Raw genomic sequence first — 25,113 nt, forward strand, 5'->3', positions numbered from 1 at the left:
ACAGGCGGCTGAGGTCTCATGTTAAATTTTAATCACTTATCGGAACGTTTAAATAAAGTCATCAAAAACCTGTCTGGCCAGGGAAGATTAACAGAAGCCAATATTGAAGATACCTTGCGGGATATTCGCATCGCCCTGCTGGAAGCAGATGTCGCCCTTCCTGTAGCCAAAGAATTCATCGATCACATCAAGTCCAAGGCCATTGGCAAAGAAGTAATGGACAGCCTGAAGCCGGGTGAAGTCCTGATCAAACTGGTCCATGACGAACTGGTAGTCGTCATGGGAGAATTCAATGAAGCACTAAACCTCAAGACCCAGCCGCCTGCCGTCATATTAATGGCAGGTCTGCAGGGATCCGGTAAAACCACTACCGTTGCCAAGCTGGCGCGGTGGCTGAAAGAAACGCAAAAGAAATCCGTGCTGGTCGCCAGCGCGGATATTTACCGACCTGCGGCGATTGAACAATTATCCACTCTCGCCCATACGGTAGGCGTGGAATTTTATCCCAGTGATGTTTCGCAAGACCCGGTTGCCATCGCGCGCGGAGCGGTTCAGGCGGCAAAAAGCAAAGTCATTGATGTCGTGATCCTGGACACCGCGGGCCGCCTGCACATAGACACGGAAATGATGGCCGAAATCCAGCGTTTGCATGCGGCGATCAATCCTATTGAAACCCTGTTTGTAGTCGACAGCATGACCGGCCAAGACGCGGCCAATACCGCCAAGGCGTTTAATGACGCCCTGCCCTTGACCGGCGTGGTTCTCACCAAAACCGACGGCGACGCGCGCGGCGGCGCGGCATTGTCCATACGCCACATCACAGGAAAACCCATCAAGTTTATTGGCGTCGGCGAGAAAATCGACGCGCTGGAACCCTTTTACCCCGACCGTGTCGCCTCCCGTATTCTGGGCATGGGTGATATTCTCTCTCTGGTGGAACAGGCGGAGCGTAATCTCGACAAATCAAAAGCAGAAAAACTCGCCCGTAAAATCAAAAAAGGCAAATCCTTTGACCTGGAAGATTTTCGCGATCAGCTGAAACAGATTCACAATATGGGCGGCGTCATGGGCATCATGAGCAAGCTGCCTGGAATCAATCAGTTGCCGCAAAATGTTAAAGACCAGTTTAATGACAGAAAGCTGGTTGAAATCGAAGCCATTATCAATTCCATGACACCCAAAGAACGCCGCTTCCCTGACATAATCAGAAATTCTCAAAAACGACGTATCGCCCTGGGTTCGGGAACTTCCATTCAGTCTATTAATCAGTTGCTGAAGCAGTTTACGCAGATGCAAAAAATGATGAAAAAAATGTCCAAGAAAGGCGGCATCATGAAACTCATGCGCGGCATGCAGGGCAAGTTCCCCTTCGGAGGAGGCATGCCCCCGGGAATGCCCTTCTAAAAACCTCTAAAAACCTGAAGCAGCCTTGTCAAAACGATACTGAGGAGATTCCTTGCGAACGCAATGAACCTCCTCAAAGGCAAGCCAGTCTCTTATCTGCGGCCGCCAGTCAATCTCAAAATACTCAGGAACAAATTGATAAAATCGAGATAAAGCGTCAAGGCACCCACAATGACTTGTTTCCTTGCCATTTCCGAACCCTGGACCGCACTGTTAAAGTTTTTGATCTTTTGGGTATCGTAAGCAGTCAGCCCGGAAAAAATGATGATGCCGCACACGTTGATGGTCATTTGCACCGCATCAGTCATAATGGATGGAAAAATCAGACCCGCCAAAATCAGGCCGATCACGCCAAACAAACCCGTCATGCAAAACGAGCCCACCGGCCCCAGGTCCCGCTTGGTGAGATATCCAAACAAGCTCAAACCGATAAATGCGAATGAAGTGATAAAAAAGGCCTGGCTGATGCTTTCAGCGGTAAATGCCAGCAAGATAACTGAAAATGTCACGCCTGAAAGTATGGCATAACCCAGGTAAACTGCCGTGGTCATTACCGCGCTCATGCGGCTGACAAACGCCGATATTGCAATGACCGCGCCAAACTGTACCAGGATCAGGCCAAACCATAATGCGCGGCTGCCCAGCAATACCGTGAGGAATTCCTTGGATCCAGCCACTTCATAAGCCACGATTCCTGACAACATCAACCCCAGCATCATCCAGAAATACACACGGCTCATGAATCCTGCGTTGGCGGCAGCCCTGTCTTGTTGCCGGTAAATTTCAGATTGCCCGCGGCTATCGAATGAATTCATGGGTTTTCTCCAGTTAATTATTTGAAGGACAACAGGTATTCGCGGAATGCTGCCAGACAATGGAGGCATTCAGCGCATATTCCTATTCTGTCGGCTGGTTTATGCCGACTCTGTGGCTGATTATACTATTGCTTGTCTATATTGGTAATATCTATTTCCGTGCCGCCTTTTTCGCCCCCTGGTCCATAGCTGTAAACACGGATCACATCCAGATTATTTGAATATTGGTAAGGCTGGTCCCAGGGATCCATAGGCAGTGCATTCATATATCCTCCCTGCTTCCAGTAACGCGGCACCGGCGATGTGGTGGGTTCAATAATAAGCGCCTGCAATCCTTGAGCCGTGGTGGGATAAGCGCCATTATCCAGGCGATATTGCTCCAGGGCGTCATACAGACTGCTGAAATCCGTCCGGACTTTCTTGATTTCTTCCTTCTGGGAACTTCCCAGGATATGCGGAGCGACAAATACTGCCGCAACGGCCAGGACAACTACAATCAAGATAAACCAGACAAGACCCAAACCGCGCATTTTTAACATGCAACTATTCTCCGTAATATGTGGCTGCCAGCGCATCCATGACGCAACTTGCTGATTAATCAAAAGCAATAGTAGCCAATAACCTTGTCCCGCGCAAGACCAGCCCGCCTAGAGACTTGCGCGACAAGATGGAATCTCCTGATGCGACGCGCCGGGGACAAATGGTTTGCAAGCATCAAAAAGTAACGTATAATTCAGCGCCTTAAATGCCAAATATTTGTTGTTACAGAGGAAAACTTAAACCATGGTAGTGATTCGTCTAGCACGTGGCGGAGCTAAAAAACGCCCTTTTTATCACATAGTTGTCGCTGACAAACAGCGCTCGCGCAACGGCCGGTTCATTGAACGGGTAGGTTATTTCAACCCTATCGCATCCGGCAAGGATGTCAAACTGGACATTAACGTTGAACGCATTCAAGAGTGGGTAGCAAAAGGCGCCCAGCCGTCTGACCGCGTCAAGCACTTGATCAAGACCCACAAAGAAACCGCTGATCAGTCAAAACCTGCTGAAAAAGCATAAGCATGAACCCTGTCGTTGCCGTGCCAGGCAATGACAGGTTTTGAGAATTTGCATGAAGAATGCGAATCAAGCCTATATTATTGTTGGCAAAATCGGTGCCGCTTATGGCGTGCATGGCTGGTTGAAAATATATGTCTATACCGAATTTGATTCCAGCATCCTGGATTATCAGCCCTGGCACCTACAGCAAAATAACGGCCCGTGGACTCCCGTCAATATTGAATCTGCCCGCGCTCACGGCAAAGGCCTGATTGTCAAACTGACAGGAATCAACTCTCCTGAAGAGGCGCGGCAGTTAACCGGCGCTCTCATTGCAGTGACACGCTCTCAACTGCCCAGGCTCAAGGAAAATGAATACTATTGGTCTGACTTAATAGGATTGACGGTCATTAATAAAAACGGCGCCACTCTGGGAAAAGTGATTTACCTCATGGCCACCGGCTCCAATGATGTTCTCGTTGTCAAAGGCGACAGGGAACACGCCATACCGTATCTGCCAGGCAAAGTCGTCACCCGGGTTGATCTCGATAAGCAGGAAATCCACGTCGACTGGGAGTTACTCTAAGTGTGGTTTGGCATAGTGAGTCTGTTTCCGGAGGTTTTTCAGGCACTGGACTCCGGGATTACCGGCCGCGCCATCCGGGACCGTCTGATATCGCTTAATTTCTGGAACCCCCGTGATTTCGCTTATGACAGGCACAAGTCTGTCGATGACCGCCCCTATGGCGGCGGCCCTGGCATGGTCATGCTGGCCGAACCCCTGCAATCCGCGATTCATGCAGCAAGACAAGCCGCGCCAGTTCCTCCGTCAGTGATTTACCTGTCTCCCCAAGGAAGGCGGTTTGATCAAGAGGCCGCGCAGGAGTTGGCCGCGCGCTCGTCTCTCATTTTGCTGGCGGGACGTTATGAAGGCATTGATGAACGCATTATTGAACAAGAAGTGGATGAAGAATGGTCTATTGGCGACTACATTCTGACTGGCGGCGAGCTCGCGGCCATGGTGATGATTGACGTCCTGACCCGGCTCCTTCCCGGCGCCGTAGGCGATGAAAACTCTGTCACCCAGGATTCTCTTACCAGCGGCCTGCTAAAGTATCCGCAATATACCCGGCCGGAAACTTTTGCCGGTACCCGGGTGCCGGAAGTATTACTGAGCGGCAACCACAAGCAGATAGACCAGTGGCGGTTAAAGATTTCCCTGGGAAAAACCTGGCTGCGGCGTCCGGATTTGCTGGCCAAAAAGCAGTTGTCCGCGGTGGAAATCCGCTTATTATCTGAATTTATTGAGGAATTCATCAAGAACAAACCCGTGTGACGCGGATACGGCCCGCCTGGCATAAGAATCCGTAAATAGATACAAAATATGCTCGAAATATTATTTAAATATGTATAAAATTGCACGTCTTGTTAGGGGATTAAGAAAATGAGCAACATTATTCAAACATTAGAAACCGAATTTATGCAGGCTGCCAAGGCCATGCCTGCGTTCCAGCCCGGCGACACGGTTGTCGTCCAGGTCAAGGTAAAAGAAGGTGAACGCGTTCGCTTGCAGTCTTTCGAAGGCGTTGTGATTGCAAAGCGCAATCGCGGATACAACTCATCCTTTACCGTGCGCAAGATTTCGCATGGTGTCGGCGTTGAGCGTGTATTCCAGTCTTGCAGCCCGGCCATCGATTCCGTGGAAGTCAAACGCCGCGGCCATGTGCGCCGTGCCAAGCTTTATTACATGCGTGAATTAAGCGGCCGCGCAGCCCGCATCAAGGAAAAACTTTCCGCCAAGCTCGGTACTACAGCTCTTGCGGGAGAAAGCCTTGACGCTGAGCAAGATAATACGAACGACTCAGCTAAATAAACTGTCATGCATTTGCTTGTCAAAAGCCCGCAGCTGCGGGCTTTTTTATTAGCATGGGATTAATTCCCGGCCACACTTTCTTGTCAACGCGCTTGTTCTCTCCATTCAGTGAAAGCGAGGCAGGGCTTGAATCGAAACATTCAATGCAGGAACCCTGAAATGACCAGACAAATTTCTTATGACGCTATTGCAGCGTTTCCAATTGGCAAAATCGGCATTAAACTCCATCAGGAAAAACTTGCAGCACTGGATTATTTGCCGGATGACACCTTGTTACTGAGCCCGCGCAATACCGTCAGCCAACAGGTGGTTGATCAGCTGGAACAATATTTTGCGGGTTCGCGCCTATCTTTTGCATTGGACATTCATTTCCACGGCAGCGCGTTTCAACAGCGGGTTTGGCATGCCCTGATGGAAATTCCCTTTGGCCGCACTATGACATATGGCGAACTCGCGAAAACACTTAAAACCGGTCCGCGCGCCATAGGCCAGGCTTGCCGCACCAACCTGATTCCCGTCGTGATCCCCTGTCACCGCATCATCGCTGCGAACCATCCGGGCGGATATTCCGGATCAGTGGAAGGAAAGCTGATGAATATCAAAATGTGGTTGTTGCAGCATGAAACAGTATGATGGCAAACAAAAGCGTATCAGCGCGCCCTCGCGTCTGCCGCGAGGGCGACACTTAAACTTCAACCGCGTTCCAATATCATGATTCTTGCTGAACACCAGCGACCAGCCAGGCAGACGAGCCTATGTCTTTTTTGAAATGCCAGATTTCCTGCACAGGCGCAGCCGGCTCACCCTGATTTTCCTGTATCATGCCGTTGAAGCGCACGCTGGCAATCAGTGTTTGCATTTCCGTACCAGCGACGATTTGCGTTTCATTTTCCACATTAAGCAATTCCGCTTCCAGCGACAAGACCAGCGTCTTGTTTTCAATATTGCCGCGTTCCTGCAATTGCATTTGAATTTCCGCGTATACCGGCGGTGTCGTGAATTCACGAATATCACTCAGGTTTTTTTGATCATACGCTGCCTGCAAACGCATGAATTGCACTTTGGCATCGCGCAGGAAAGAGACTGCGTCAAAGCCGACAGGATAAGCATTCACCGGCGCCGCGGGCTGCGCATGCGCGCTGTTGCGCATGAATTGCGAGGCAGCATCGCGCGCATATTGTGCGCGGTAATCAGCATGGCCTTGATACGGCGGTGAAGTCTGCGTTCTTTTGCGCAAGAAACTGAAGACGGCCAGCATCAATCCGCCGACCAGCAGCCAGGAAAGAATTCCGCTGCCCAAACCATTACTCATGAACAGACTGGCAAGCAAACCACCCGTGATTAACCCCGCGATAGGGCCGAACCAGCGTCCCATGGGAGAAGCAGACTGGCCGTAGGGAGATTGTGAGCGTGAGTAATTCTGTCCATAAGCCGGAGCGGGTGAAGTGGATGAACGAGTAAAACTGCTGGCGGAGCGCGACACGCCAAAACTTCTGCCGCCGCCAAAACGCCTTGCTTCGGCATCGTGCATGATTAAACCCAGGGTCACCAGGCAAACAAATAATATTGACAGAAAAGTACGCATCATGGTTCATCCTCCTTCGATTAAAGCGGAGAAAAGTATACATGAATGCCGCGAAATATGCCGGAATTTCGTTACTGCCCTGCTCTTGACATTCCATCAAATCGCACATCCTTTTCATATTGCCTCCGTTTGTGGCGAGAAGTGGCATGCCAGCATGTTTTTAGCTGGCATCCAGAAATATTCAAAAAGCCTGGATCCCTGCTTGTGTCAGGCCCTTCGAGACGGACACTGACGTGTCCTCCTCAGGGCGAACGGTGATGAAAATTCCGTTCGTGGTGAGGAGCCGCGTTAGCGGCGTATTTGATCCCCGTTCGTGGTGAGGAGCCGCGCAAGCGGCGTCTCGAACCATGAACTCTAGTTTTGGTTCCCGCTTGCGCGGGAATGACGAGGAGGTGCGGGATGGATGCAGTTTCGCATGAGTGCAGTTTCGCGGTGGCAGAAGCAGTACACCCGCCCTGCTGCCGTGAGGCTGCGGAACGGGTGTTGTCCGGATAACCGTTACTGTCTTTGTGCATTCCGGAACGGACTGTTGGGAGCCAGTTCAGGACAGAAAGAGATGGTGTATTCAGTGACATTGACTTTCACTTCATCATCTTTCTTGGACTTGGTTTTTTCATTGGTCGCGCAAGTGAAGCTGCTGTTAGCCGTATCGCCTGCGAAGGCAGACAAGGAGGGGCAGGCAGACTTGATCCATTGCACCATGGCTGCTCTTTCCTTGTTGCCGGCGCCCGCACAAGCTGGCGGCTGGTTGTTCTGGCCTGACTGCGGAGCCGCATTGGTGCAGACATTCAGATCAGACAACAATTCTCCTGCCGGCTGGTTCATCGCGTTGTTGCAGTCGAAGAAGGCACTGGCGCTGGCGGAATTCAGCAGACACGCCTGGGCAGCAGTCCAGTAGCCCAACCGGGTGCCGCAAACCCGCGCGAACTTGCCGTTGTTGTAACTCAGGCCGCATACTTCCGAACCCGGGCAGGCATTGGTCGAGCAGGCGCCGCCCACTCCCGGTTTCACCCAGGCATAATCCACCGCGCTGCCGGCATTGGGGTATCCCGGAGGATTCAGTACCCAGGAACAGGCGCTGAAGATTCGGGAAGCATCCGCACTGCCCGGCGTCGCGCAATAATACGGCGAGCTGGCATCGTATGCCGGTGTAGTCTTGTCCGGATGGGTCGGGCCCATGGACATGGACACGTTGATACCGTTGCCGGCGCTTATCGCATAGTGGTCAGCCGCATCACGCATGAGTGTGAATTGCGCGGTGGTGGCCGGCAGGCTAAAGCGGTTGCCCGGCGGACACGTCTTGTCGCCGCTGCCGCAATCAGCGGTTTCACACTGTTTGCCGCTGCAGCCGGTACGGCCTGCCAGACTGCCGGACCAAATGGTCTGGTTGTCCTTGTTCAAGTCAGGAATCATCACTTTCGCTGTGCTAGGTGTGGTTCCCGTCATGGGGCCCAGATGGAAGTCGTTCTTGTCAGAAACCGGGTTCTTCCAGTAGCAAACGCCTTTGCCATTGTCTGCTTCGGCGTTACACATGGAGCCGGTCGGACATGGACTCTTGTCTGAACAGCCTTTGCGTACTTCCGCACCGCTGAAGGCAAACCAGATATCTTTACCGCAGTAATTATTGATGGTAAAGGTTCGGGCGAAGGCAACACTTGTTGATGTGGATGCCAATACATTACCGCCATCATAAGTAAACAAGGAATAGACCGTTAAATCACCACTAGCAGCTGGAGTGACGTCCACCGAGACAACACAAGTTTGACCGGATGGGAGCGGGTTTACGCATCCCATGTAAGTTGGTGCGCTTAATTGTGTGGACGGACCAGGTGATATGGATACCGGAGGTGTGGTCGGCGCCCCCTGAGCGGCTGCCGTACCTCCATTGTAGAAAGTAAATGTAACAGGATAGGTAATTCCTGTATTGGTAGATGATGGTAAGGGAATAGGTGTATCAGCTGTTACTTTGACGGAAGCCGTGGACGTTGTAGTCACAGCAGTTGTTGTGCCCGCCGCATAAGTGATAGAGCTGGATGCGGAAGCAGTCCCAGCAACCGTTGCTTCGAAAGTACATTGTATCGAGCAAGTTGCACCCGAGGCCAGGGTAATAGGATAAGGCCCGGCACAGCTTGCCGATGTAGTCGCACTGGTACAGGTTCCTCCAGATGCATTCAAACTCGTAATGGCCGTCGGGTCAGTAATCCCGTATGCCGTCCCCGTACCGGTATTCGTATAAGTAATTGCAATCGTATGTTCTTCACCTGTGCCAATACTAGCAGGCAATGCAGGGTTCCAGACTGCCGGATTGACTTTCAGAAGTATGGTACCTGACGAGGTGGTCGGCGTAGGGGCCACATTCATGCCGCCAGCATAATTAAACGACGCCGTCAGCGAATAACTACCAGGCGCACCCGATGCGAATACACCTGTATAAGTACAAGAAGTTCCGGCTGCAAGATTTACTTTCGTGCCGCTGCCACAAGTCACATTGAGTGTGGGCGCATCCGGCGTGAATGTACCGCCCACCACCGGACCAAAGGAAGGTGCAGTGATGCCGTAAACCGTTCCCGTACCGGTATTGGTGAAGGTAAACTCAACCGGCTGCTGCTCACCCGCTCCCATGCCGCCAGGCGGCAGAGGAACAGTGGCTGTCCCGGTAATCTTGACCGTACTGGTTCCAGCCGGATCCGGCGTGGTCACCGGCGCCACACCCGAACCGCCGTCATAATTGAATGAGGCGGTAAGAGAATAACTGCCAGGCAAGCCGGTCGCGAATGTACCGGACAGTATGCAAGACTGGTTAGGCGCTAGCGAAGTCAGACCGCCTGGTCCGCAAGTGGTGGCGGTAGGCGCATCCGCGGTAAACGTGCCGCCGATTTCAGGGCCTGTGGAAGCCGCTGTGATACCGTTGATAGTACCTGTGCCGGTATTGGTAAAGGTGAACACCACCGGTTGTTCTTCACCGGCGCCCATATCATTAGGCAGCGGCGTGGTGGCTGCGCTGGTCACTTTTACCGTACCTGTGGAGGTAGTGGTCACGCTGACCGTGCCGCCGGGATAGTTGAAATCAGCCGTCACCGAATATGCGCCGGGCACGCCGGAATCGAATGTGCCGCTGACGACGCAGGAAGCGCCGCCTGCAAGACTGAAGCCGGTACACGTATCCGAACCCGGAGTAAATGTGCCGCCTACCGGCGTCACCGTCACGGAAGTCACAATGCCGGTAGGCAGCGTGCTATTGTTGGTAAAAGTAAATTCCACCGGCTGGGATTCGCCCGCGCCCATGTTGGCCGGCAGCGGAATGGTCGCTTCGCCGGTCACCTGCACGGTCGCGTTGGTAGTGGAAGTCAATGCCGTCAGACCCACTGCGCCAGGCAGATAAGTGATGCCGCTGTTAAGCGTGTAAGTACCAGGCGTGCCTGCCTGGAAAGTACCACTGATAGTACACTGGCCTCCGGCGGGGAGCACCGCGCCCGGCAATACGCCGCAAGTATCTGTTACCGGACCAATAAACATGCCGCCGCCCGGATTGGGATTAATGTTCACCCCCAGTGACGTGACATCGGTAACCGCTCCATTGTTGGTATTGGTATAAGTAAATTCAAACGGCGCCTGGTCACCCGCACCCATGTTGGCGGGCAGCGGAATAGTCACTGTTCCCGTGACCAGCGGCGACGGTCCGGCGCCGACGTTAGTCGTCATGGCGGGCAGAGGCACCACGTTTTTACCGTATTGCATGGAAAGTGAAATGGATTTTTGTCCCAGGGTCAGGAACCGGTAACTGAATGTGACGGTACAGACACTCCCTATCGTGCCTGCGGCAGTCAGCCTCACACCGGAGCAGGTATCAACCGAGAAATTGAATTCACTGGCAGGATTGGCATTCCGCACAATGTACAGCGGGGTAATCATTTGAAACGGCATGTTATTGGTAAAGGTGTAAGTGACCGTGGGATAAACCAGGTTTGCGACGGTTTGCGACGGAATGCCGCCCGACACTGTCCAGCCTATGGGATCTTCTCCGGCATTCGATACAGGTGAGAACAAAATGAATGACAACACCACGATGCAATAACGAAGCCACTTCATGATGATCTCTCCCTTATACGTAATTCAGCAGATAAGTAAAGTTGATTGCGATGGAATTTGCTTTCACCTTGTTGGACAAGTTAACATCTGAGTAATTTACGCCCGTTACCGTCGGCGTTCCCTGCCCTTTGCCGGTTTCCACTGTACCAAAATCGCCATAGTTGTATTCCAGCGCGACCCAGATATCGTCCCTTATCATATAGTCCACGCCCACCCCCACGATATAACTCCATGAGACATGATTGCCCGTTCCATATCCCGGGCTGATTCTCGGTGTTACATTTTCCAGCGGTTCTTCTTCGTAATTGCTGCCCTTGTTGAAAGAAGCACCCGTGCCCACAATGAAGTACGGCATGAGGCAGTAATCGCTTTTGTAAATGTCCGCCTTAAACACCGCCATCAGTGTCTGACGCGAGAAATCATAGGAATAACTGTAATTTTTGAACTGATTCAGGTTGTACTGATTGACATAGCCGCTGACCTTGCCCTGGAAGGCGTAGGTATAATTCAGACCCAGCAGAAATGCCGGGAACCAGTTGGTAAAGCGCGTCCAGGCATAGCCGGCTGTCACATCAACAAAACTGCCGTCATGAATACTGTTCTTGTAGTAATGGTCATCCGGCCAGCCGGGCCCCGGGTTAATAAAATTATCCGAGTCCATTTGATAAAAGGAGCGCCCTGCTCCGGCGGAAAGATACCAGGCGCCGTCATAGACATTTTCTACGGCCCAGGACGGAGTGGTCAGGAAAGGAATGTTTAACAGGCAAAGTAAAATGAATGCGTGTTTCCGTCTAGTCATGTGACCATCCTTGCATACGTATAAAATGATAAGCAGTAAAACATTCAAAATATATCACTACTTTAGGGTTTGCAACAATGGGTTATCGCAAGCCTGGTCAAAATCATTTGAAAGTATCATGTTCACTTCCATTGCTTCCTCTAGCGAACGGTGATGAAAACTCCGTTCGTGGTGAAGAGGACACGTTGTCATGCCAGCATGTTTTTAGCTGGCATCCAGAAATATTCAAAAAGCCTGGATCCCTGCTTGTGTCAGGCCCTTCGAGACGGACACTGACGTGTCCTCCTCAGGGCCTGAACGCTCCCCTCAAAATTGCCGTTCCATTATATTGAGGTCTGAGGGGATAATGATATTTTTAATTGCATTCTCTATTTCTGAGGTTTTAATTTGGAAATATGTCGACTTCAGGATGATTGCCCCTAAGTAAGATAATGACAATGTTCGTTTTTTAGAGGTGTTGGATTGGCATTTTAAATGCCATTTTTTTTGTTCCGCCATCACCCCTACCGACCACACAATGAAATTTACAATGGCAGCGATTAGCATGAGTGCGTTTAATCGCCGAACACTTCTGGTTAATGTGTTTTTAAAGCTAAAACCATATTTGTTATTTTTCATGTCCCGGAAAGATTCTTCAATTTGCATCCTAAAGGAATATAATCGAACAATCTGCTCAGGATTAAAGCTGTTTTTAGGTAGTGAGCTTGCCAACACCCAGGGTTCTTTTTGGCCTTTAGCAAACGCCTTGCTATAACTTCCCCGCTTAATAGCCCCCTTTTTTGTTTTCATTTTCCTGCCTTTGATCTTTTTCCTTATGCTATACAAATCACATATAATTGCTTTGTTATGACTCTTTTTGCATAAGAAAACAGTTCCATGATGTGTAGGCTTTAAAGTGGCTATTTTGTGTAGGGACTTACAAGGGAAACTTTTTCCATCGGCGGTAGTATAATGCTTATCTTGACGAATTCTGCCAATAAAATCCCACTTTTGCTTCTTTACCAAATGGAACCATTTATTATGAAACCCAGCATCACTAATAAGGATGACATGTCCTTTCTCTTCAGGTAAAACCTCATTCAATTTCTCTAAAAATATCTCATATATCTGACTTAACGTCCCGTTCCTATAAGCCATTTCAAATAAAGTAAATCCTCGGCCATCAAGTGCAAGCGATGCCCTTATGAGTTGAAATTCACTATCCGCAGTTAAACAACTAGTATCAACAAGAATGGGGCACCACCCTGTTTTAGGCACAACTTTTTCCGCTAACGCTTTATAGAAACAACCTCTATGTTCTTCTAGGGTTGGATTGGAAACTAACCGGTCAACACGTTTGATAGCGTGCTTGTCCGGTGTTTTGCTAGCAATTGCCCTACCTAACGCTGTCACACTTAACTTTTTTGCTTTAAGCAAACCATCACAGGTGATGGTTAACGTATCTAGTACTTTTTTATGCAAGAATGAAGATTCTTGCATAAATTTATGTAATAATTTTTTCCCTTGCATAGTGAGGTTTCCATATTCTTGGTCGAATTTGGATTTTAACTTCACTATGCAATTTTTCTACTCTTTGTTTTTATGGTTTTTATGAGAAATTTTGAGGGGAGCGTTCAGCCTCAGGGTGAACGGATTGAGTGTTTCCCGTTCGTGGTGAGGAGCCGCGTTAGACGAACCGCCCTTCGAGACGGCACTGCGTGCCTCCTCAGGCCTGTCCTGAGCTTGTCGAAGGAGCGAACGGTGGTGAAACCCCGTTCGTGGTAATGATCACTCAAATACCGGCATGAAATCAGACGACATGAAACTGAAAGAGGCTGATGATGATCTCGACCACAATCAGCAAGATAATGATACTTTCCAGGAGACTGGAATGGCGGTGTTGTACCTGGCTGTTCAGGATATCCAGTAATTCCTGCAGCACGTCCAGCTTTTGATTCAAGGCCATGACGCGGCTGGGAATATCCAGGTATTTTTTTGTCATGATGTAATACGGTTCCATGCTGGGATTGCGCCAGAAAAATTCCGGCGCGTCCAGGTATTCAATATTGAGATTAATGGAACTCCTGGCGATAAAGATTTCACCTATGCGCTTGAAAATCGCGCGCCGCGACAAGGATATCTCGCCCCGGGTGGCAATATCTTCGGGAAGCTCACTGTTGGTCCGTATTGCCTGCTGTATCGCTTCTTCAAACGCTTCCAGCTTGATGGATTGCGCAAGACCATAGGAAATGGCCAGCTTGATCAAGGCTTCTTCCGAATCCAGGGTAATGATGTCCACCCGCAGTTTTTCATGCGAATCAATGGAAGTTTCTTTCCCGTATTGATAATAAAAATGGTCTGATTCAATGTGGCGCAAGGGATGAATGGAAAACATTTTCACTACTTCCACCAGCTTGTCTTCGAATTTTTTCTTAAATCCCCAGCTGACAAAACAACCGTGATTGAAAAAATAGATATCGCCCGGCCTCTTGAGATTGGTCACATGCAGCACGTCTTTCAACAAGCGGGTAAAATAACCTCTTTTTCTGAAATAATTCGCAATGCCCAGCAGATCATAACTCGCGGCCGTGCAGATGGAGATGCAGCGCAAAAAAGACCGCATGGTTTTTGTGTCATTCATATGTGGTTGTATAAATAATGAATTCACCTATAGTCTAGAATACCACAGAGAAGACCTGATGGGTTTGCAAACGCGAATCATGAACTAGTCAAAGCTATTGTGTGTATTTTTAATTGCTTCTTTTTTAAAAAATGACCAGACATAAGGCTGAACAAAAGCTGCCGCGGAATTGTTTAACGCCTTTCCCGGAAAAACGCTGTTAATATTTCACCGCATTCAGCCGCCATGAGGCCGCCTGCATATTCTACACGGTGATTCAAAAATTCCTGATCCAGAATCCGGGCCCGGCTCACGACAGCGCCCGCACGTGGATCCAGAGCACCATAAACCAGCCGTTGTATGCGCGCGTGTACCATGGCGCCGGCGCACATGATGCAAGGCTCCAGAGTGACATATAAGGTCGTATGTAAAAGCCGGTAATTGCTGATTTTTTCAGCCCCCCGGCGCAGCGCGATCATTTCCGCATGCGCGCTGGGATCCAGCCGGGAAATGGGACAGTTAAATCCTTGCGCTATCACTTCATCACCCAACACCAGCACCGCCCCGACCGGCACTTCGCCCGCCTGTCTGGCGTCCTCCGCCATCATTAACGCCTGGCGCATCCAATATTCATCTTGTGAAGAAAACATGTTTATCACCCGCCTGATGGAATTTAATTCATTCGCAGAATTTTTTCTGCGATGAATCTGTCCATATAAACATCGTCATGTGAAGCAGCCAGCTGTATCATGTGCCTCTGAAGATCATTTCGATATTCATGATAAACTCTGGAAAACAGCGTCACATCTTCATCTCGCTTCATCACCGCCAACGCACCCAGCATGCCCAGCTTCTGAAAAGGCGTCATAGAGAGAAGACAATCGCCCACTGCGTCACGCACCGCCTTGCATACCACCGCAGACCCTTCTTCCAGCCTGGCGATAAAAAACCGTATGATTCTGTCTCCCTCCGGCACGCCCAGTCTAAAGAGATACGCCAGCGCCCGCATAGAATGTTGAACGGATTCCGTGCTCAGATCAGGCTGGGCCTTCATGCAAGCATCCGCCATGTCACTAAGACAGGAACAGGGCAAATCCCGGAAGCCCGCACACAGCACTTGTAAAATTTCCGCTGTTAATACCGGCGCAGCCTGGCTCCGGATCGCTGCATCCAACAAGCTTTTCACTGCGACGACCGCTTCCTCTTTGTTCAGTCTGCGCATGATGACACCCAGGGTGTTGACCGCCTGCACGCGCAGCGGCATGGCATTTTCTGTCTCCTCGACCACAGCCAGCAATCGTGCAGTCCAGGCGGAAGCCGTATGCACCTCAGTGCCGGATTCCATCTGCCCTACAGCCAGCAGCGCCGCACTGCGCATACCAACCGATGCCGAATCACCGGCGTCGAGCAGGGATTGCAACTCCGCCAGAAAATCTTCAAGCATGCCGCCGCGCACCACCATGACCGTCTGAGACAGCGCCAGCAGGCACGCGACTCTCAGGTTCTCGGGCAGAACCGGCGTTTTCATCATGTCCCACAAAATTTTTGCGATGGAAGACATCTGCTGCCACTGAATGCGGCCGGCCATTTCACGCAGCAGATGACAGGCTTGAATACGCACCTGGTAATCATCATGCCGTATGCCTCTATTGAGGCAGTCCAGTAAAGCCGGAAGATATTGCGGCATCAAGCTGTCTTTACAGTGACACAACATGGCCAGCGCCTTGATATTGAGATTGGCTGCTTCATTCCGGCCGCAAAGAAACAAGACTTCCAGAATCCGGTCATGCATGTCAGACGGACAACCAGGGATCAGACGTTCCAGCTTGTTCAACAACATCAGCTGTTCCGGTCTTGCCGGCAACGGCGGTGTAAACCTGTTCAATATCGCCTGCACTGCCGCCCGCAGCGACCCAGCTGGCAGCCAGGGAGCAAAATCAGTGATCAGTTCGCACGCAAACAAGGCGAGTTCGCGATTTTCGTTTCCCATGAACCGCAACAATGTTTTTGCCACCTGTACGCGCTGGTCCGTCGACATCCAGTATTTCATCTGCCGGGTCAGCTTCGCTATTGCGGCAGCAAGCCGTTCATTGTGCAGATTCATGAAATGTTCCAGGTTATAAACCCGTTCATCACAATAAATATCCATGACAATGACCAGCAAAGGATTTCTGCTGTCCCGCGGTATCCAGCTTCCCACGCTGCCCAGCATTTCCAGCGCCACACTATCACGCGCCGCCATTTCATTCAGCGCCGATCCCAGCCAGTCATTCCAGTAATCGAACATTTCCATTTGGTCGCGCACCGCTTGCGTCAGACGCGTACGGTACACTTCATAAATGGAAAAATACGCACGCAACAGACTATCGATGTGCGGGGGAATTTTTCTGGCGGCGGCATATACGTTCAAATGCCCGATAAACCAGCCTAGCGGATCATCCGGATTTCTATCCGGCATAGCTATGTCCAGGTCCTTATGCTGCGCGGCGGAAGCGGACGCGGCGGGATTCAGGCAAAAAAAATGTGGATATTTTTTAGGATACAGCCAGCCCAGACATAGTCTTGCAAACACCAGGTATTCCGGTTCGTTCACGGCGTGGTGAAAGCCGGTTGTTACGCTCTTGTTGGCGGAAATCAGTTCCCACAGCAAAGATTCCAGGACTTCGGCCGGATCAAGCTTACCATTCGCCAGCATTCTGATAATCGTACGAATGGTATTATGAAAAATCCCGCCATGTCTTGATATGCTCATGCTTTTCCCTGACCTCTACTCCCATTCAATGGTCGCCGGCGGTTTGCTGGAGATGTCGTATGTGACACGCGATATGCCGGGCACTTCATTGATAATACGACTTGACACTTTTTCCAAAAACTCATGCGGCAAACGCGCCCAGTGCGCTGTCATGAAATCTATGGTTTCCACAGCGCGTATGGCGATAACATGTTCATAATGCCTGGCGTCACCGACCACGCCCACTGACCTCACCGGCAAAAAGACCGCGAAAGCCTGGCTAACCTTGTAATACAACTCCGCCTTGTATAATTCCTGGATTAGAATGGCATCCGCCAGACGCAGTTTTTCCACGTATTCCTTTCTGACCTCACCCAGCACCCGGACACCCAGTCCAGGACCGGGAAACGGATGACGGTAGACCAGTTCATAAGGCAAACCCAGTTCCATGCCCAGCTTGCGGACTTCATCCTTGAATAATTCACGCAATGGTTCAATCAGTTGAAGCCGCATGTCCGCGGGCAGACCGCCCACATTGTGATGTGACTTGATCACATGCGCGCCGCCGGTTTTTGCCGCGGCGGATTCAATGACATCGGAATAAATGGTGCCTTGCGCCAGAAATTTGACATTCGCCAGCTTCCCGGCCTGCTCGTCAAATACATCAATAAATTTTTTACCTATGATTTTACGTTTGGCTTCCGGATCACTCTCTCCTGCCAGGGCATGGTAAAACTGCTCCCGGGCATCCACGCATATCAGCCTGATGCCGAAATGCCTGTCAAAAACAGATTTGATTTCATCCACTTCATTCAGACGCAGTAATCCGGTATCAACGAACACGCAAGTCAGCTGGCTGCCTATGGCCTTATGCAGCAACACGGCCGCGACAGATGAATCCACGCCGCCGGACAAGCCCAGCAGCACGCCTTCATTTCCCACTTTTTGCCGGATCTGCGCGATTTGCTCATCGATGATATTTTGAGACGTCCAGTTAGGCTTGCAACCGCAAATCTCCAGAACGAACCGCTCCAGTATCCGCATGCCCTGGCGTGTGTGAGAAACCTCCGGATGAAACTGCAGTCCATAAAACCGGCGCTCCTCATCCGCCATGCCGGAAATGGGACAATTACTGGTGCTTGCAATGGTTTTAAATTGTCTTGGCAGCGCGCTGACCTGATCGCCATGACTCATCCATACATCCAGCAAGGACAATCCATCATCAGTCAGATGGTCTTCTATCCCTTCCAGCAAGCGTGAAGGTTCGCGCAGCGCCACTTGCGCATAGCCAAATTCACGTTTTACACCCGGGTCCACCTTACCGCCCAATTGCTGGGCCATGGTTTGCATGCCGTAACAAATCCCCAGGACCGGACAACCTTGTGTAAACACGCCTTCGGGTGCGCGCGGCGTATAATCCCCTCTCACACTTTCCGGGCCGCCGGAAAGGATAATGCCGGATGGAGCAAAATCCGTTAATTCACCGCTAGTCAGCGTGAAAGAACGTATTTCGCAGTAAACACCAATTTCTCTTACGCGGCGCGCGATCAACTGTGAGTATTGGGAACCAAAATCCAGAATCAGAATGCGTTGTGTATGTATGTCCATAGTTACAGGTATTTGTCGTCTATGTGATAGTTAGGAGCTTCTTTGGTAATCTGCACGTCGTGAACATGACTTTCCCGCACACCGGAAGGCGTAACACGCACAAAATGCGCCTTGCCGCGCAATGACGGCATATCGGGACAGCCGGTGTAACCCATGCCGGACCGCAGCCCGCCCATCAGCTGATTGACAATGTTCACCATGCTGCCTTTGTAGGGCACACGACCCTCGATGCCTTCCGGAACCAGCTTGCCGACTTCCGATGAATTGTCCTGGAAATAACGGTCGCTGGAACCATGACGCTGCGCCATGGCGCCCAATGAACCCATGCCGCGGTATGCCTTATAGGAACGCCCGTGATACAACTCCACCTCGCCCGGCGCTTCTTCAGTTCCGGCGAACAAACCGCCCACCATGACCGCGGATGCTCCCGCCGCAAGCGCCTTGCAAACGTCACCGGAATAACGGATCCCGCCGTCCGCGATAATGCCCGTTTCGGTTCCCTGTAAAGCTGCACTGACATTGGCAATAGCCGTGATTTGCGGGACGCCCACACCAGTGACTATGCGCGTTGTGCAAATGGAACCCGGGCCTATGCCTACTTTTACGGCATCTGCTCCCGCTTCCACCAAGGCAAGCGCCGCGTCACGCGTGGCGATGTTGCCTGCGATGACTTCCACTTCCGGGTAATGTTTCTTCACCCAGCGCACACGTTCTATGACATTGCGCGAATGACCGTGCGCCGTGTCCACCACCAGCACATCGACGCCGGCGGCAATCAAGGCCGCCACTCTTTCATCGGTATCCGCGCCTGTGCCTACGGCCGCGCCCACACGCAGCTGACCCTGGTTATCCTTGCAGGCGTACGGCTTGGCCTGTTCTTTCAGAATATCTTTTACTGTGATCATGCCTTGCAGCTGAAAATTATCATTGACGACCAGCACTTTTTCGATGCGGTGCTTGTGCAATAATTTCTTTACCAATTCACGGTCGGCAGATTCCTTGACAGTCACCAGCCGTTCTTTCGGCGTCATCAGATTGGCCACCGGCTGGTCCAGATTGGTTTCAAAACGTAAATCACGGCTGGTGACTATCCCCACTACCTGCTGGTCATGGTCCACCACCGGAAAAGCATAAAAATTAAATTTACGGCTGAGCTCCAAAACCTGGCGCACCGTGGTTTTAGGCAATACCGCGATAGGATCTTTCACCACGCCGCTTTCAAATTTTTTCACTTTGCGCACATGCGCCGCCTGATCCTCAACCGGCATGTTTTTATGAATAATGCCAAGACCGCCTTCCTGGGCAAGCGCAATCGCCAGCCTGGCTTCAGTCACGGTATCCATGGCCGCGGACAACAAAGGAATATTCAGAGTGATATGGCGGGTCAGCCTGGTTTTGAGATCCACGTCTTTTGGCAGGACTGAAGATTCGCCGGGCAGGAGCAACACATCGTCAAACGTCAGAGCCAGTTCGTTTTGTGCTAGGCGGATCATGTTAATTCCCCTACTATATAATAAGTTATGTATATAGATTTGCAGGTTAAAATTAACGGCTCATTATACACATATTTTGGCTGACTAACAGGACTTTTTCATGAACAAGGATTACTTTTTGGGCGTGACAGAAGACGGGTTTCACCGGGTAGCCTATACCGAATGGGGAGTAACCAACCCCGCCTCCATCCCCGTCATCTGCGTACATGGCTTGACCCGCAACGGACGTGATTTTGACGCGCTGGCAGAATACTTTTCCAGCCGGGGACATCATCTTTATTGTCCGGACATTGTCGGCCGGGGCGACAGCGACTGGCTAAAGAATCCTTTACATTACACTTATGAACAATATATCGCTGACATGAATGCACTGATCGCGCGCACTCATGCCAGTCAGATAGACTGGATAGGCACGTCCATGGGAGGATTGATAGGCATGATCATGGCTTCTCTGCCCGGCACGCCCATAAGACGTCTGGTCATGAATGACGTGGGACCGCAAATCCCGGTCAAGGCAATTTCGCGGTTGTCCAAATACGCGGGACGGGATCCGGATTTTGCCAGTCTTGAAGCGGCAAAAGCCTACTTCAAAGACATTTATGCCGATTTCGGGAATTTAAGCGACGCCCAGTGGCAGCAATTCACCGAACACAGCGTGCGTGAATCCGCTCCAGGCAAATTCATCACGAAAATTGATCACGGCATCAAACGCACACCGGCAAAAAGCAAGCTGGCATGGAATTTGCTGCTGAATCCGCATAAGGCACTGGAAGGCACATTCTTCGATGTGGATTTATGGCAAATCTGGCGCAAAGTCACTTGCCCCGTCCTCGTGATACACGGAGCGCGCTCGGATTTGTTGCTGCCGGAAATCATAGAAAAAATGCGCCAGCTTCATACCGGCATGGAAGTCCTGGAAGTGCCCGATGCCGGGCATGCGCCGGCGCTGCTGGATCCCGCGCATCACGAATTCATTTACCGCTGGCTAGCCAAACCGGCATAAGCGCAATCAACTCATTTGCGATCGCTGCACTTTCGAGGACACTTTCATCGCTGCCAATAAATCTGATTCGGTTAACCGTTTCATGCTTTTATTGGTAATACTGGTCAGGATGGGCCCGACGGAAGGATCATTCGCTTTGACTTTCGCCTCAAATCCTCTGTCCAGCATACATCTCTTTTGAAATTCTCTAGCCATAGCCTTGTTATCCAGCAGGCTGAATATACAATGCGACAAATCCAGCCCGCGATGCTTGAGCATGGCATAACAACGATACATGGCCTTGATGTCCGGTTGATAATGACCGCTATAAGCGGTGATTTCTTCCACCTGGCCGTTACCATTGATCCTGATTTCGCCGGAAAAAATCAGATCGCCGCCGGACATGAAACTGCTATGATGAAATTTGTTTTCGACATGCGAAGAGATATACATTTCACCGCGGCAGTTCATCACGAAACACGCCATGCCTTTTTTGTCATGAGAAATCAGTTCCTGCGTCGATGCCGCCTGGATTTCAAATGGCTGGCTCCTGTTATCCGGATGGAACACGACGCGGTTCAAGCGGCCGTTTGCAATGAAGATACGCAAGGCGTCCCGCGCACGCACATCAAGATATTGCACTTCATCCAGCTCCCTGGTTGACTCTTCATTTAATTCGTTATGCAGATATTCGTATGTGTCAAACAGGCTTTGTTCCACATCTGACAACTTGCGCGTGGACCAACTCTCTTGCTTGCCGCTGCGGAAAAAGGTCAGTGCTTCTTTGCTGATCGCTTCAGACCATAACTGTCCCTCCACCAGCGTCAAAACAAGTCCATTCTGCCTTGCGACAAGGAAATCCTGTATGCGCTTATGCAAATATTCCTTGCGGGACTGCCCCTCGCATGGCGGCGCTAAAAATGGCGGCAAATGATTCGGCAAATAATACGGATCTATCTGTAACAACTTTTTCAACTGCGCGCGCATGCCGGGTAAAATTTCATTCACATTGCATACCGTCTGCAAAAATCCCGTCACATTTTTTTTAAATAATGCAACCTGACTGGTATCGGAAGAGTATAATTCGGGCTGCTCCTCCAGAATATCCAGTACGCACAGCGCAAGCGCAACCCGCTGGGAAATAATCAGATCCGGATGGTAAAATTGTTCAATGACTTTTTTCAGCTGCGTTTCACAAGCCAGGATTTTTTGCTCATCAACCTCATCAGAATGGCTGACTCGCAACCCGCGCAGCTTCGTCAGCAGGCGCTCGCACTCAGGAATGAGTACTTCCGCTGCGGCAGGCGCGGTGGAATCAGATGAGGATATTCGGTCGTTGTCCTGAATGACGGGTCTGTCACTTTGCATATTACTGCCTCGTTAGATATTGTATTTTTTTAGTTAATTCAACTGCGAATGCAAATAGTATATATAACCCACCTTAAATGGATATTAACGCCATCCTAAACCCCGCGGTATCCGGTCCATGCAGGATTTTCAAGCCGTTCAGTGTATTTTTAAATTTAATCAAATCGCTGCAAGCATGTTCGCGGCGCGAATCCGCCTATTTCTGACCGCTTGCTTCCCGGCTCTTGCGCGAATATTCTCAGGATTCAACCGATAACAGGATAAATAAGGAGTACATGTGTCACAGATGAACAGGATCAGGATCGTAGGAATCGCCGGTTTATGCTTATTGCTCTCTGGAACTTACTGTTATGCTTTCCTGCCAGCCCGCACACACGGTCCCTGTTTTCAATTGTCAGGACTTTGGCTGGGCACGTACACATACAAAAATGCGGATGACTGCAAAAAATCCGGGGCGTGCACACATCTATTGACCGCGGAAATCAAGCGTCTTTCAGCAACCGGATTTCAACTGGATCTGTCACCGCCAATCGACCGGCATTCCACTGTTTCATTTATTTGTGAAAACGGCGAAATATCTCTTCCTGAAAGCCCGGAGCATACCGTAAAATTCACTTGTGAAAAAAACGCGATGTGCCGCATTGTTTATGACGATGCCCATCTTGGCGCCGTCGCCAACCGGATCAAATAAAGCAGACAAACATGCAGACTACTGACATCCAGCAAGAACAAGACATTTATACCGTGAGCCGGCTCAATAATGAAGTCCGGTATCTGCTGGAAGAAAGCTTCCCCCTGATCTGGGTGGAAGGCGAAATTTCCAATTTCGCCGCTCCCAACTCCGGTCACTGGTATTTCTCTTTAAAAGACCCGTCGGCGCAAGTCAGGTGCGCGATGTTTCGTGGCAGCCAACGCCATCTGGGGTTTGTCCCTAAAGACGGCATGCATGTTCTCATCAAGGCGCGGGTCAGCCTTTACCCAAACCGCGGCGAATATCAATTGATCGCGGAACAGATGGAGGAACGCGGCGAAGGAAAACTGCGCCGTGCCTTTGAATTACTCAAGAAAAAACTGGAAGCGGATGGATTGTTTGATCCCGCACATAAAAAAATGCTGCCCGCCTTTCCCGCGCAAATAGGGATAGTCACTTCATCCACCGGCGCCGCGATACGCGATATTCTGACAGTCTTGAAACGGCGTTATCCTTGCGCGTCTGTCATCATTTATCCCACGCTGGTGCAAGGTGATACCGCAGCACCGGCAATCGTCAAGGCCATACAGACCGCCAACCGGCGTGCGGAATGCGACATTCTGATTGTCGCGCGCGGCGGAGGCTCTCTGGAAGATTTATGGCCGTTTAATGAAGAAATGGTCGCTCACGCCATTTATCAAAGCCGGATCCCCGTCATCAGCGGCGTGGGGCATGAAGTCGATTTCACCATCGCGGATTTTGTTGCCGATCAACGCGCGCCCACGCCTTCCGCCGCTGCGGAAATTGCCACGCCAGACCGCACTGAACTGCGGCAAGCTTTATCGCTGAAGCAAAAACAGATAGGGCGTCACATGCAGGCGAAATTGGCTTCCAGCCGCCAGCACTTGCACTGGATGCAAAAACATTTATATCAGCAACACCCCAAACGCCGGCTGGCGGAAAAAATGCAGCGTCTGGATTTTGCAGAATCATCGCTGATACAAACAATAAACCGCCTATTGAACCAGCTGCGGCACGGCACAAAAGATCGAGAGGCGCATTTGCTCAGGCTCACGCCGGCGCATCGTATCCGCCAAACGCATGACCTGCTGATATTCAAGCGCAAGCAGTTCAATACATTGATCTCAACATTGCTGGCGCACAAAAAAACCACGCTGGCGAAAGCTGCGGGAACACTGGATGCATTAAGTCCGCTCGCAACCTTGCAGCGCGGATTCGCCATCGCGACCACCCGGGATCGTCACATCATACGTTCCGCCAGCGCAGTCTGTCGCGGCGATGAAATACAAGTACGGCTTACGGACGGCATACTGGACTGCCTGGTGGAATAAGCCAGGCGGCGGTGTATTTCCTCTGTTTGCACACTGTCTCATTCAATAAAGCGGGAAAATCATGGTTTAGGGGAAATTTCACTCTTGGAGGACAAACCGACACTCTCTCTCAATTCTTTCATCGTCTCACTCTGCAAGATGTCTTGAACGCCTTTCTGAATCCCGTCAATTAACACTTTTTCTTCCACCAGTTTTGCCTCGAATAACCCTGATGTGATAGGCGCGCCGGAATTCACACTCGACTTTCTTCCTATCATGCGTATGGTCAGACTTTCGCAAACCGGCACTGACACAGCTTTTAATCGCGCGCACAACTCATTCACATTCGAAGCCGTAATGGCAGGACGGTTGGATATCAGAGAATTCAGCGACACCAGTATCAGGCGCAACTCACGCAGGCGAAATTCAGGTCCGGAATAATTTTCAATGCGGCCCACTCCGCCATTTTTTTTCAGCACTGTTTCAAACATGGACTTAATAGTCTTGATACGCGCCAACAAATCATCCTGGTTTTTCTGTTTGTCATCTCGTTTACGGGCAGGCATAAACACCTCTCTTGTGAGGATGCTGTATGATTCACTAAAAGTATAGTCCATACCAGGAAACTAGACTGGCGGGCAGGTTGACGCTACTAGCATGTATTTACAGGAATTTATTTACTGAATAACGCGCCTGGACGGCCGGAG

The 25,113-nt window shown here is 50.7% G+C and carries 22 protein-coding genes; 9 read left to right on the top strand and 13 right to left on the bottom strand.

From position 1 onward, the window contains the following. The first annotated feature begins 18 nt into the window (after positions 1-18). Positions 19-1,404 (top strand): signal recognition particle protein, encoded by a 1,386-nt coding sequence (ffh, locus tag AQULUS_RS07820; protein ID WP_148339508.1) that lies wholly within the window; start codon positions 19-21, stop codon positions 1,402-1,404. Positions 1,405-1,496: 92 nt separating this feature from the next. Here the strand turns inward: ffh and AQULUS_RS07825 are convergent, their stop codons facing one another. Together AQULUS_RS07825 and gspG are read right to left on the bottom strand one after the other, a co-directional pair. Further along, positions 1,497-2,219, bottom strand: coding sequence for a Bax inhibitor-1/YccA family protein (locus AQULUS_RS07825; protein ID WP_148339509.1), 723 nt, complete (start codon positions 2,217-2,219; stop codon positions 1,497-1,499). 125 nt (positions 2,220-2,344) lie between these two features. Next, entirely contained in the window at positions 2,345-2,758 is a 414-nt protein-coding gene (gspG, locus tag AQULUS_RS07830) for a type II secretion system major pseudopilin GspG (RefSeq protein ID WP_172622782.1), read from the bottom strand. A 244-nt stretch (positions 2,759-3,002) separates the two neighbouring features. On the opposite strand from gspG, the gene rpsP reads away from it, so the two are divergent. From rpsP to AQULUS_RS07855, 5 genes are all read left to right on the top strand, one after another. After that, the gene (rpsP, locus tag AQULUS_RS07835) at positions 3,003-3,278 is read left to right on the top strand and encodes a 30S ribosomal protein S16 (protein ID WP_148339511.1); all 276 of its coding nucleotides are present in this window, start codon (positions 3,003-3,005) and stop codon (positions 3,276-3,278) included. 52 nt (positions 3,279-3,330) lie between these two features. After that, positions 3,331-3,843 (top strand): ribosome maturation factor RimM, encoded by a 513-nt coding sequence (rimM, locus tag AQULUS_RS07840; protein ID WP_148339512.1) that lies wholly within the window; start codon positions 3,331-3,333, stop codon positions 3,841-3,843. After that, entirely contained in the window at positions 3,844-4,593 is a 750-nt protein-coding gene (gene trmD, locus AQULUS_RS07845; protein WP_148339513.1) for a tRNA (guanosine(37)-N1)-methyltransferase TrmD, read from the top strand. 108 nt (positions 4,594-4,701) lie between these two features. Next, positions 4,702-5,130, top strand: coding sequence for a 50S ribosomal protein L19 (rplS, locus tag AQULUS_RS07850; protein WP_148339514.1), 429 nt, complete (start codon positions 4,702-4,704; stop codon positions 5,128-5,130). Positions 5,131-5,289: 159 nt separating this feature from the next. Then, entirely contained in the window at positions 5,290-5,763 is a 474-nt protein-coding gene (locus AQULUS_RS07855; RefSeq protein WP_148339515.1) for a methylated-DNA--[protein]-cysteine S-methyltransferase, read from the top strand. Between the two features lie 76 nt (positions 5,764-5,839). On the opposite strand, the gene AQULUS_RS07860 is transcribed toward AQULUS_RS07855, so the two are convergent. The 9 genes from AQULUS_RS07860 to guaB form a co-directional block, all read right to left on the bottom strand. Then, complete coding sequence (locus tag AQULUS_RS07860; protein WP_232051860.1) at positions 5,840-6,718, bottom strand: Tim44 domain-containing protein; 879 nt, start codon at positions 6,716-6,718, stop codon at positions 5,840-5,842. A 495-nt stretch (positions 6,719-7,213) separates the two neighbouring features. Then, the gene (locus tag AQULUS_RS07865) at positions 7,214-10,804 is read right to left on the bottom strand and encodes a thaumatin family protein (protein ID WP_148339516.1); all 3,591 of its coding nucleotides are present in this window, start codon (positions 10,802-10,804) and stop codon (positions 7,214-7,216) included. A 13-nt stretch (positions 10,805-10,817) separates the two neighbouring features. Continuing rightward, positions 10,818-11,603: an outer membrane protein gene (locus AQULUS_RS07870; RefSeq protein WP_148339517.1), complete on the bottom strand. Its 786-nt coding sequence runs from the start codon at positions 11,601-11,603 to the stop codon at positions 10,818-10,820. A gap of 306 nt (positions 11,604-11,909) precedes the next feature. Then, positions 11,910-13,112, bottom strand: coding sequence for an IS4 family transposase (locus AQULUS_RS07875; RefSeq protein ID WP_148338104.1), 1,203 nt, complete (start codon positions 13,110-13,112; stop codon positions 11,910-11,912). 280 nt (positions 13,113-13,392) lie between these two features. Beyond that, positions 13,393-14,205 (bottom strand): RMD1 family protein, encoded by an 813-nt coding sequence (locus AQULUS_RS07880; protein WP_232051861.1) that lies wholly within the window; start codon positions 14,203-14,205, stop codon positions 13,393-13,395. A gap of 191 nt (positions 14,206-14,396) precedes the next feature. Next, the gene (gene tadA, locus AQULUS_RS07885) at positions 14,397-14,852 is read right to left on the bottom strand and encodes a tRNA adenosine(34) deaminase TadA (RefSeq protein WP_148339518.1); all 456 of its coding nucleotides are present in this window, start codon (positions 14,850-14,852) and stop codon (positions 14,397-14,399) included. Between the two features lie 23 nt (positions 14,853-14,875). Further along, positions 14,876-16,954 carry a hypothetical protein gene (locus tag AQULUS_RS07890; protein ID WP_148339519.1) on the bottom strand — a complete coding sequence of 693 codons (2,079 nt, stop codon included), beginning with the start codon at positions 16,952-16,954 and terminating at the stop codon, positions 14,876-14,878. Positions 16,955-16,969: 15 nt separating this feature from the next. Further along, the gene (guaA, locus tag AQULUS_RS07895) at positions 16,970-18,541 is read right to left on the bottom strand and encodes a glutamine-hydrolyzing GMP synthase (protein WP_148339520.1); all 1,572 of its coding nucleotides are present in this window, start codon (positions 18,539-18,541) and stop codon (positions 16,970-16,972) included. 2 nt (positions 18,542-18,543) lie between these two features. Beyond that, a complete protein-coding gene (gene guaB, locus AQULUS_RS07900) occupies positions 18,544-20,031 on the bottom strand; it encodes an IMP dehydrogenase (protein WP_148340318.1) in 1,488 nt (495 codons plus the stop codon). Between the two features lie 103 nt (positions 20,032-20,134). Here guaB and AQULUS_RS07905 point away from each other — a divergent pair, with 103 nt between their 5' ends. Beyond that, positions 20,135-21,037 (top strand): alpha/beta fold hydrolase, encoded by a 903-nt coding sequence (locus AQULUS_RS07905; RefSeq protein WP_148339521.1) that lies wholly within the window; start codon positions 20,135-20,137, stop codon positions 21,035-21,037. A gap of 6 nt (positions 21,038-21,043) precedes the next feature. Here the strand turns inward: AQULUS_RS07905 and AQULUS_RS07910 are convergent, their stop codons facing one another. Then, positions 21,044-22,384 (bottom strand): hypothetical protein, encoded by a 1,341-nt coding sequence (locus AQULUS_RS07910; RefSeq protein ID WP_148339522.1) that lies wholly within the window; start codon positions 22,382-22,384, stop codon positions 21,044-21,046. Positions 22,385-22,670: 286 nt separating this feature from the next. On the opposite strand from AQULUS_RS07910, the gene AQULUS_RS07915 reads away from it, so the two are divergent. Both AQULUS_RS07915 and xseA read left to right on the top strand, forming a co-directional pair. Next, the gene (locus tag AQULUS_RS07915; RefSeq protein ID WP_148339523.1) at positions 22,671-23,075 is read left to right on the top strand and encodes a hypothetical protein; all 405 of its coding nucleotides are present in this window, start codon (positions 22,671-22,673) and stop codon (positions 23,073-23,075) included. 11 nt (positions 23,076-23,086) lie between these two features. After that, entirely contained in the window at positions 23,087-24,427 is a 1,341-nt protein-coding gene (gene xseA, locus AQULUS_RS07920) for an exodeoxyribonuclease VII large subunit (protein WP_148339524.1), read from the top strand. Between the two features lie 59 nt (positions 24,428-24,486). Here the strand turns inward: xseA and AQULUS_RS07925 are convergent, their stop codons facing one another. Then, the gene (locus AQULUS_RS07925; protein ID WP_148339525.1) at positions 24,487-24,972 is read right to left on the bottom strand and encodes a hypothetical protein; all 486 of its coding nucleotides are present in this window, start codon (positions 24,970-24,972) and stop codon (positions 24,487-24,489) included. Between the last annotated feature and the right edge of the window lie 141 nt (positions 24,973-25,113).

Source organism: Aquicella siphonis, assembly GCF_902459485.1.
Classification (GTDB): domain Bacteria; phylum Pseudomonadota; class Gammaproteobacteria; order DSM-16500; family DSM-16500; genus Aquicella; species Aquicella siphonis.